Source organism: Agromyces sp. P1_H4, from assembly GCF_056405255.1.
Window position 1 is genome coordinate 1 of record NZ_JBFUCL010000140.1, and the last position, 8950, is coordinate 8950.

The following is an 8950-nucleotide window of genomic DNA, read 5'->3' on the forward strand; positions in this document are numbered from 1 at the left end:
GGGTTCACCCGAGAGGGCGCACAGGAGGCGATCATCGCGGCCGGCGGCAAGGCCGCGTCGAGCGTGTCGAAGAACACCGACTTCGTCGCAGCCGGGCCGGGCGCGGGCTCCAAGCTGACGAAGGCCGAGGCGCTCGGCCTTCGGGTGATCGATGCCGCGCAGTTCGCGCGGCTGGTCGCCGAAGGACCGGCAGCGATCGAGAGCTGAGTGCGGAGGGGGAACCGTGGGCGACGAGGACAGCAGGCCCGATGAGATCGCCGATGGTGGCACGGCTCATGAGGCCGACGACGGCGATTCCGCTGGCCGTACCGGAGCGTCCCGTCGCGAGTTCCTGCGGATCGGCGGGGCAGCGGCCGCGGGCGCGGTGGCCGGCGGCGCGGCCGGCGCGGCGGTGGGCCATTCGATCGGCTATTCGCGGGGCGTCGACGAGTTCGTGCCGCTCGCCGCGCCGCAGAAGGCGGGGTTCGACCACCTCGTGGTCCTGATGGGCGAGAACCGCTCGTTCGACAACCTGCTCGGCTACCTCTACACGGCCGACGACCTGCCCGACGGCGAGACGTTCGAGGGTCTGGCGTTCGGCGACTACCAGAACACGGCGCCCGACGGCACGGTCGTGGCGGCGCACGTGTACGAGGGCACGACCGACGAGATCATGGGCCGACCGAACCCCGACCCCGGCGAGGCCTTCCCGCATGTGAACACGCAGTTGTTCGGCACCATCGACCCGGCGAGCAACGCGACCGCCGAGATGCACGAGATGAAGGCGCCCTACAACACGCCGCCGAAGTCAGCCGAGGGCGCCATGTCGGGCTTCCTCACCGATTACTGGAACCACTTCACGACGCTCCGCAAGGGCGCGGCGCCCTCGCCCGAGGAGGCGAAGCACATCATGGGCTCGTTCTCGCCCCAGATGTTGCCCGTGCTCTCAACGCTCGCGAAGAACTTCGCGGTCTACGACCACTGGCATTGCGCGGTGCCGTCGCAGACCTTCTGCAACCGCTCGTTCTTCCATGCGTCGACGTCGCACGGGTTCGTGACCAACGAGCAGGGCGGCGGCTACGACAAGTGGCTCGACGCGCCGGCCGCCCCCACCGTCTTCAACCGGCTCGAAGACGCCGGGGTGTCGTGGCGCATCTACTTCGACGAGCTCCAGCTCGTCTCGTTCACCGGCGTGCTGCACTCTCCCTCGCTCGAGCGCTATTGGCGCACCGCGCATTTCGCCACGATGAACCAGTTCTACGACGACGTGCGCGAGGGTCGCCTGCCGGCCTATGCGTTCATCGAGCCGCGCATGACGTACAACCACAACGACTTCCACCCGCCGGTCGGCAAGCTGAAGGAAGACGTGGTGGCGGGGGAGGACGTGGTCGACTCGGCGATCTCCGACGTGCGCGCCGGAGAGGCGCTGGTGCACCAGGTCTACGAGGCGATCAGGACGAGCGCGTCGCCCACCGGCTCAAATGCGATGAACACCATGTTCCTCATCACGTTCGACGAGCACGGCGGCACGTACGACCACGTCACGCCGCCGAAGGCGACCCCGCCCCACGACGGCTCGAAGGGCGAGATGGGCTTCGGATTCGACCGGCTCGGATGCCGCGTGCCCGCGATCGCGGTGTCTGCGTTCACCCGTGCCGGCACGGTCGTGCACGATGAGATGCATCACGCGGCGGTCATCGCCACGCTGTCGCGCTTGCACGGACTCGACCCACTGACGAGGCGGGACGCCGACGCGAAGGACCTCTTCAACGTGGTGAACCTCGACACGCCGCGCCAGCCGGTCACCTGGCCGACGACGACCCCGCAGTACATTCCGCCGAACCCGCAGGCCGAGGCGCCGCATCCGGCGAACGCGCACAAGGACAAGCCGCTGAGCCCCCCGGCGCAGGGACTGCTGGGCCTGCTGATCGCCAAGTACGGCTCGCCTGACGACCCGGTGCCCCAGACCTACGCCGACGCCTACGAGCTGCTGCACAAGTACGGCGTGGGCCTGTTCGGCAAGCCGTAGCGGGGGCCGCGGCGGAGCCGCCGCCGAGCGAACTCCGCCCCCACCGATAGAATCGGTCCATCCCCATCCCGACACGACGGAGCAGCATGTCCGAAATCAATGCGGAGCAGGTCGCGCACCTGGCGAACCTCGCCCGCATCGCGCTCACCGAGGAAGAGATCGAGCACCTCACGGCGGAGCTCGGCCAGATCATGCAGGCGGTCGAGAAGGTGAGCGAGGTGGCCACGCCCGACGTGCCGCCGACGAGCCACCCGATCCCGATGCACAACGTCTTCCGCGACGACGTGGTGGGCGACAACGTGCTCACGGTCGACCAGGCGCTCGCTGGCGCCCCCGAGTCCGACGGCTCGCGCTTCGTGGTGTCGGCGATCCTGGGGGAGGAGCAGTGAGCGACCTGATCCGCCTGTCCGCCGCAGACCTCGGCGAACGCCTGGCCGCCGGGGAGGTCTCGTCGGTCGAGGCCACCCAGGCCCACCTCGATCGCATCACCGCGGTCGACGGCGCCGTCCACGCGTTCCTCCACGTGGACACCGAGCGCGCCCTCGCGACCGCCGCCGAGGTCGACCGGCGCCGGGCGGCCGGCGAGGAGCTCGGCCCGCTCGCGGGCGTTCCCATCGCCATCAAGGACGTGCTGGTCACCGAGGGCATGCCCTCGACGGCCGGTTCGCGCATCCTCGAGGGGTGGATCCCGCCCTACGACGCCACCCCGGTGCGGCTCGTCCGCGAGGCCGGACTGGTGCCGCTCGGCAAGACCAACATGGACGAGTTCGCGATGGGCTCCTCCACCGAGCACTCCGCGTACGGCCCCACCCACAACCCGTGGGACCTCGAGCGCATCCCGGGCGGCTCGGGCGGCGGCTCCGCGGCATCCGTCGCCAGCTTCGAGGCGCCGCTGGCRCTCGGGTCCGACACGGGCGGCTCGATCCGCCAGCCGGCGCACGTCACCGGCACCGTCGGCGTGAAGCCCACCTACGGCGCCGTCAGCCGCTACGGCTCGATCGCGCTCGCCTCGTCGCTCGACCAGATCGGCCCGGTCACCCGCACGGTGCTCGACGCGGCCCTGCTCCACGATGTGATCGCGGGCCACGACCCGCACGACTCGACGTCGATCCCCGAGGCATGGCCGTCGATGGCCGACGCCGTGCGCCGGGCGGATGTCGCGGGCCTGCGCATCGGCGTCGTCAAGGAGCTCGACTCCGACGGCTTCCAGGCGGGCGTGCGGCAGCGGTTCCACGAGTCGCTCGAGCTCCTCGAGCGGAACGGGGCCGAGATCGTCGAGGTCTCCGCCCCGCACTTCGAGTACGCGATCGCGGCCTACTACCTGATCCTTCCGGCCGAGGCCTCCTCGAACCTCGCCAAGTTCGACTCGGTGCGCTTCGGCCTGCGCGTGACGCCCGACGGCGGCGGCACGGTCGAGCAGGTCATGGCGGCCACGCGCGAGGCCGGGTTCGGCCCCGAGGTGAAGCGCCGCATCATCCTCGGCACCTACGCGCTGTCGGCCGGCTACTACGACGCCTACTACGGCAGTGCGCAGAAGGTGCGCACGCTCGTACAGCGCGACTTCGACGCGGCGTTCGCGAACGTCGACGTCCTCGCCACGCCCACCGCGCCGACCACCGCGTTCAAGCTCGGCGAGAAGCTCGACGACCCGCTCGCGATGTACCTCAACGACGTCGCGACCATCCCGGCGAACCTCGCGGGCGTGCCCGGCATCTCGATCCCCGCGGGGCTCGCGCCCGAGGACGGCCTGCCGGTGGGCATCCAGTTCCTCGCGCCGGCGCGCGAGGACGCCCGCCTCTACAACGTGGGCGGCGCGCTCGAGCGGCTGCTGCTCGCCGAGTGGGGCCGGCCGATCCTCGACGGGCTCCCCGACCTCAGCTCCCATGAACTGCTCRCGACCGAGGAGGGCGCCGTCTGATGGCCCGCGCTGAACTGATGGACTACGACCGGGCCCTCGAGCTCTTCGAGCCCGTGATCGGGCTCGAGGTGCACGTCGAGCTGAACACCGAGACGAAGATGTTCTCGCCGGCGCCCAACCCGGCGAACTCGAAGTACCACGGCGCCGAGCCGAACACGCTGATCACGCCCGTGTGCCTGGGCCTRCCGGGCTCGCTTCCCGTCGTGAACGGCGATGCGGTGCGCTCGTCGATCTCGCTTGGACTCGCGCTCGGCTGCTCGATCGCCGCGTCGAGCCGCTTCGCGCGCAAGAACTACTTCTACCCCGACCTGGCGAAGAACTACCAGATCTCCCAGTACGACGAGCCCATCGCCTACGAGGGCTCGGTCGAGGTCGAGCTGCCGAACGGCCGCGTCTTCCAGGTGCCGATCGAGCGCGCGCACATGGAGGAGGACGCCGGCAAGCTCACGCACGTGGGCGGCTCGACGGGGCGCATCCAGGGTGCCGAGTACTCGCTCGTCGACTACAACCGCGCCGGCGTGCCGCTCGTCGAGATCGTCACGAAGCCGATCTTCGGCGCCGAGGCCGACGCCCCCGAGCTGGCGAAGGCGTACGTCTCGACGATCCGCGACATCGCGATCTCGCTCGGCATCTCCGAGGCCCGCATGGAGCGCGGCAACCTGCGCTGCGATGCGAACGTGTCGCTCCGGCCGCGTGGCGCCGAGAAGCTCGGCACGCGCACCGAGACGAAGAACGTGAACTCGTTCCGGTCGATCGAGCGTGCCGTGCGGTACGAGATCCAGCGTCAGGCGGCGATCCTCGCCAAGGGCGGCACCATCACGCAGGAGACCCGGCACTGGCACGAGGACACCGGCACGACGAGCCCCGGACGACCGAAGTCCGACGCCGACGACTACCGGTACTTCCCCGAGCCCGACCTGCTGCCCGTTGAGCCGTCGCGGGAGCTCATCGAGCAGTTGCGCGCCGAGCTGCCCGAGCCGGCGGCGGCGCACCGTCGCCGGCTGAAGGCCGAGTGGGGCTTCACCGACCTCGAGTTCCAGGACGTGCTGAACGGCGGCCTGCTCGTCGAGGTCGCCGAGACCGTCGCCGCGGGTGCCTCACCCGCGGYGGCGCGCAAGTGGTGGACCGGTGAGCTCACCCGCGTCGCGAATGCGAAGGGCACGGATGCCGCGTCGCTGGCCACGCCCCAGCAGGTCGCCGAGCTGGCGGTGTTGGTCGAGGCCGGCACGCTCACCGACCGGCTCGCCCGCCAGGTGCTCGAGGGCGTCGCCGCGGGCGAGGGATCGCCGCAGCAGATCGTCGACGCCCGCGGGCTCGCCGTGGTCTCCGACGACGGGGCCCTGGTGGCCGCGATCGACGAGGCGCTCGCGTCGCAGCCCGACGTGCTCGCGAAGATCCGCGACGGCAAGGTGCAGGCCGCCGGTGCGGTCATCGGCGCGGTCATGAAGGCGATGCAGGGCAAGGCGGATGCCGCGCGCGTGCGCGAACTCGTGCTCGAGCGGGCGGGCGACGGCGCCTAGCCTGTCGTCCGCCGGCCCGGCGACTCACAGCGGCCTTGGTGCTGCCGCCCGTACATTGGGTGGTCCCTGAGCGATTGACGAGGACACCATGGGCTTCTTCGACCGACTGTTCGGCGCACCCGACGAGCGACCCGCGCCGCCCTCGCGGCCGGCGCCGCCGCAGCGGCAGCTGAGCGAGGATGAACTGGCCATCGAGCGCTACCGCTACCTGCTGCGAACGGCGCCGCCCGAGTCGATCGAGGCGGTGCACGCCGAGGCGTTCGCGAAGCTGACGCCCGAGCAGCGCCATCAGGTGTACCAGTCCCTCGCCGAGCAGGCGCCACCGGGTGAGCGCATCGCGTCCGAGGATCCGACGACGTTGGCCCGTGCGGCCACTCGGGCCGAGCTGCGCCAGCCGGGCACGATGGAGCGCGCCTTCGCCGGCACGTCGGCCACTGGGCGACCGATGCAGGCCGGCCCCTCCATGGGCTCCATGATCGGCAGCTCGATGCTCGGCACCATCGCGGGCGTCGTGATCGGCTCCGCCATCGCGCAGGCGTTCCTGCCCGACGCCTCGAGCTTCGACGCGGGTGCCGACGGTTCCGCCGACGGTGCCGGCGACGCTGGAGCGGATGCCGGTGGCGACGCGTCGGCCGACGGCGGCGGGTACGACGGCGGCGGCTACGACGGCGGTGGGTACGACGGCGGCGGGTATGGTGGCGACTTCGGCGGAGGCGGCGGTGATTTCGGGGGCGGCGACTTCGGCGGTGGCGACTTCGGGTTCTGATCCGACCCCGCCCAGCCGCCCACGCTGGCCGGGCATCGCCCTCGATGACGGCGGCACGGGTTAGGGTCGCACCATGAGCAAGCAGGACGGCTCGTCGAGGCAGGTCACCAGCGGCCCCGTCGACGATTCGGCGACCCCGATCCTGCACGTCGACATGGACGCTTTCTTCGTCTCCGTCGAGCTCCTCTCGAGGCCCGAGCTCCGCGGCAAGCCGGTACTCGTCGGAGGCACGGCGGGCCGCGGGGTCGTCTCGGCTGCGAGCTACGAGGCGCGCCGCTACGGCGTCAATTCGGCGATGCCGATGTCCATCGCCCTCCAGCGCTGCCCCAACGCCATCGTGCTGCGGGGTGACTACGCGAGATACGCGAGGTATTCGAAGCAGGTCATGGCGATCTTCGAGCAGCTCACGCCGCTCGTCGAGCCGCTCTCGATCGACGAGGCGTTCCTCGACGTGTCGGGTGCCCGGCGCCTGCACGGCAGTCCTGCCGAGATCGCGTGGACCATCCGCGACCGCGTGCACGCCGAGACCGGCCTCACCTGCTCGATCGGGGTGGCCGCGACGAAGTACGTGGCGAAGGTGGCCTCCAGCCGTGCGAAGCCCGACGGGATGCTGGTCGTGCCGGCGGCGCAGACCATCGAGTTCCTGCACCCGCTCCCGGTGTCGGCGCTGTGGGGCGTCGGCCGGGTCACTGAGGAATCGCTGACCCGCCTGGGGCTGCGAACCGTCGGCGATGTCGCGGCCATGCCCTACGACGCGCTCGAGCGCTCCGTGGGGCCGGCGCTGGCGGCACAGCTCAGCAGGCTGGCGAACGGCGTCGATCCACGCGACGTGCACACCACTCGCGTCGAGAAGAGCATCGGGCACGAGAACACGTTCGGTCATGACCTCGTCGACCCCGTCGAGATCCGTCGGGAGCTCCTGCGGCTCTCGAGCAATGTGGCCGTGCGACTGCGCAAGGCCGGGCTCGTCGGGCGCACCGTGACGCTCAAGCTGCGCTACGGCGATTTCCGCACGGTCACGCGTTCGCGCACGCTCGCGGAGCCCACCGACGTCGCGCGGCGCATCTACGACGAGGCGTCCGACGCCCTCGGCGAGCTCATCGGCGATGGCGCCCGCGTGCGCCTCATCGGGGTGCGCGCAGAGCACCTCGGCCCGTCGGGAAGCGGCGCGATGCTGTGGGACCCCGACGAGGAGTGGCGCGACGCCGAACGCACGATCGACGAGGTCACCGCCAAGTTCGGCACGGGCGCGGTGCGTCCGGCGACACTCGTACGCCCGGCCGCGGAACGCCGTGGCGGACGCACTCGGCCCGGCCCCGACGACGACGAAGCCGCTGCTGCGGCCGCCGGGTGGGGCTGGTAGCACGAGGCATCCGCGAGTAGCGTGGCTCGCATGGCTGAACTCGTTCTGGACCTTGCAGGAACCGTCTCCGGTGTCGGCGTGAAGACGTCCTACGGCGAGGCGGTCGACATCGATGGCACGAAGGTGATTCCCGTCGCACTCGGCGCCTATGGGTTCGGCGGTGGCGGAGGCACGACCGACGCCGACGCCGGCACGAGCGCGACCGGTGGCGGCTCGCGAGAGCTCCACGGTCAGGGCAGCGGCGGCGGTGGTGGCGGCATCTCCATTCCGCTCGGCGCATACGTCGGCCGCCGTGGCGAGGTGCGCTTCGAGCCGAACCTCATCGGGCTCATCCTCGTCGCCACGCCGTTCGTCTGGGTGACCGGCAAGGCGTTGAAGGCGATCATCCGCGCGCTGAAGCACTGATCGCCGGGTAGCCGCCGGCCACTTCGTCGGTCACGGCGCGTCCCGCGGCGTCGTCACGTCGCCGCTGGCGTGCGCGAGCGTATACTCTGATGTCGAACACGGGAGTCCGGTGAGCCGGGCTGAGAGGAAGGTTCTCAACCTTCGACCGTCGAACCTGATCTGGGTCATGCCAGCGCAGGGAGGGCAGCGCATCTCGAATCCCGTGCCTCTTTCCTCGAACTGAAAGGGCACGACAGTGCACGCAACCGTCACTTCCACCACTTCGACCGTGCGTCCCGATGGGCGACGACTCCGCTGGCGGGTCGTCGACATCGTGGTCGCGAGCGTCATCGGCGTCGCCGTCGGTGTCGTCTTCTGGGCATGGGGCGTCGTCTGGGGTCCCATCTCCGCACCCATCGAGGCGCTGCTTCCCGGGCTGCAGGCCGCCCCGGCAGCGCTCTGGCTGGTGGCCGGCGTGCTGGGCGCGCTCGTGATCCGCAAGCCCGGCGCCGCGCTCTACACGGAGCTCGTCGCGGCGATCGTCTCCGCACTGATCGGCAGCCAGTGGGGAGGCCTGCTCACGATCGAGGCCGGCCTCGTGCAGGGGTTGGGCGCCGAGCTCGTCTTCGCGATCTTCCTCTACCGCAACTGGCGGCTGCCCGTCGTGCTGCTCGCCGGCGCCGGCGCCGGTCTCGCGATGGCGGTCAACGACCTCGTCCTCTGGTACGCCGGAGCGGCACCCACCTTCACGATCGTCTACACGATCTCGGCCGTCGTGGGCGGTGCCCTCATCGCGGGCGGGCTCTCCTGGCTCGCGGTCCGGGGGCTCGCACGGGCGGGCGCCCTCGACCGGTTCGCCGCGGGACGCGAGCTCCGGACGGTCTGACGATGACGACGCTCGACGCGTCGACGCGTCCGGCGGCGGTGACCGCGCGGGGGTGGGGCTGGCGTCACGGCGGACGGCGTGACGCCGCCGTGCACGGCCTCGACC

The 8950-nt window shown here is 71.0% G+C and carries 9 protein-coding genes and 1 riboswitch; all 9 genes read left to right on the plus strand.

The features are described from left to right. A partial coding sequence (locus tag AC1DY2_RS10155; protein ID WP_476762312.1) for a BRCT domain-containing protein occupies nt 1-207 on the plus strand: 207 nt, incomplete at its 5' end. Nucleotides 208-223: 16 nt separating this feature from the next. Beyond that, the gene (locus AC1DY2_RS10160; RefSeq protein WP_476762313.1) at nt 224-2008 is read left to right on the plus strand and encodes an alkaline phosphatase family protein; all 1785 of its coding nucleotides are present in this window, start codon (nt 224-226) and stop codon (nt 2006-2008) included. Between the two features lie 86 nt (nt 2009-2094). After that, nucleotides 2095-2397 (plus strand): Asp-tRNA(Asn)/Glu-tRNA(Gln) amidotransferase subunit GatC, encoded by a 303-nt coding sequence (gatC, locus tag AC1DY2_RS10165; protein ID WP_159603436.1) that lies wholly within the window; start codon nt 2095-2097, stop codon nt 2395-2397. Then, nucleotides 2394-3926, plus strand: a complete 1533-nt coding sequence (gene gatA, locus AC1DY2_RS10170; RefSeq protein WP_476762314.1) for an Asp-tRNA(Asn)/Glu-tRNA(Gln) amidotransferase subunit GatA — start codon at nt 2394-2396, stop codon at nt 3924-3926. Before gatC ends, gatA begins: the two co-directional genes overlap by 4 nt. After that, complete coding sequence (gene gatB, locus AC1DY2_RS10175) at nt 3926-5446, plus strand: Asp-tRNA(Asn)/Glu-tRNA(Gln) amidotransferase subunit GatB (protein ID WP_476762315.1); 1521 nt, start codon at nt 3926-3928, stop codon at nt 5444-5446. The genes gatA and gatB overlap by 1 nt, the downstream gene beginning before the upstream one ends. A gap of 88 nt (nt 5447-5534) precedes the next feature. Next, complete coding sequence (locus AC1DY2_RS10180) at nt 5535-6212, plus strand: hypothetical protein (protein WP_476762316.1); 678 nt, start codon at nt 5535-5537, stop codon at nt 6210-6212. 73 nt (nt 6213-6285) lie between these two features. Next, nucleotides 6286-7575 (plus strand): DNA polymerase IV, encoded by a 1290-nt coding sequence (locus AC1DY2_RS10185; protein ID WP_476762317.1) that lies wholly within the window; start codon nt 6286-6288, stop codon nt 7573-7575. Between the two features lie 30 nt (nt 7576-7605). After that, entirely contained in the window at nt 7606-7980 is a 375-nt protein-coding gene (locus AC1DY2_RS10190; RefSeq protein ID WP_476762318.1) for a hypothetical protein, read from the plus strand. Between the two features lie 88 nt (nt 7981-8068). Beyond that, nucleotides 8069-8178: riboswitch (TPP riboswitch) on the plus strand. 37 nt (nt 8179-8215) lie between these two features. Beyond that, entirely contained in the window at nt 8216-8845 is a 630-nt protein-coding gene (locus tag AC1DY2_RS10195) for an ECF transporter S component (protein WP_476762319.1), read from the plus strand. Nucleotides 8846-8950 lie beyond the last annotated feature (105 nt).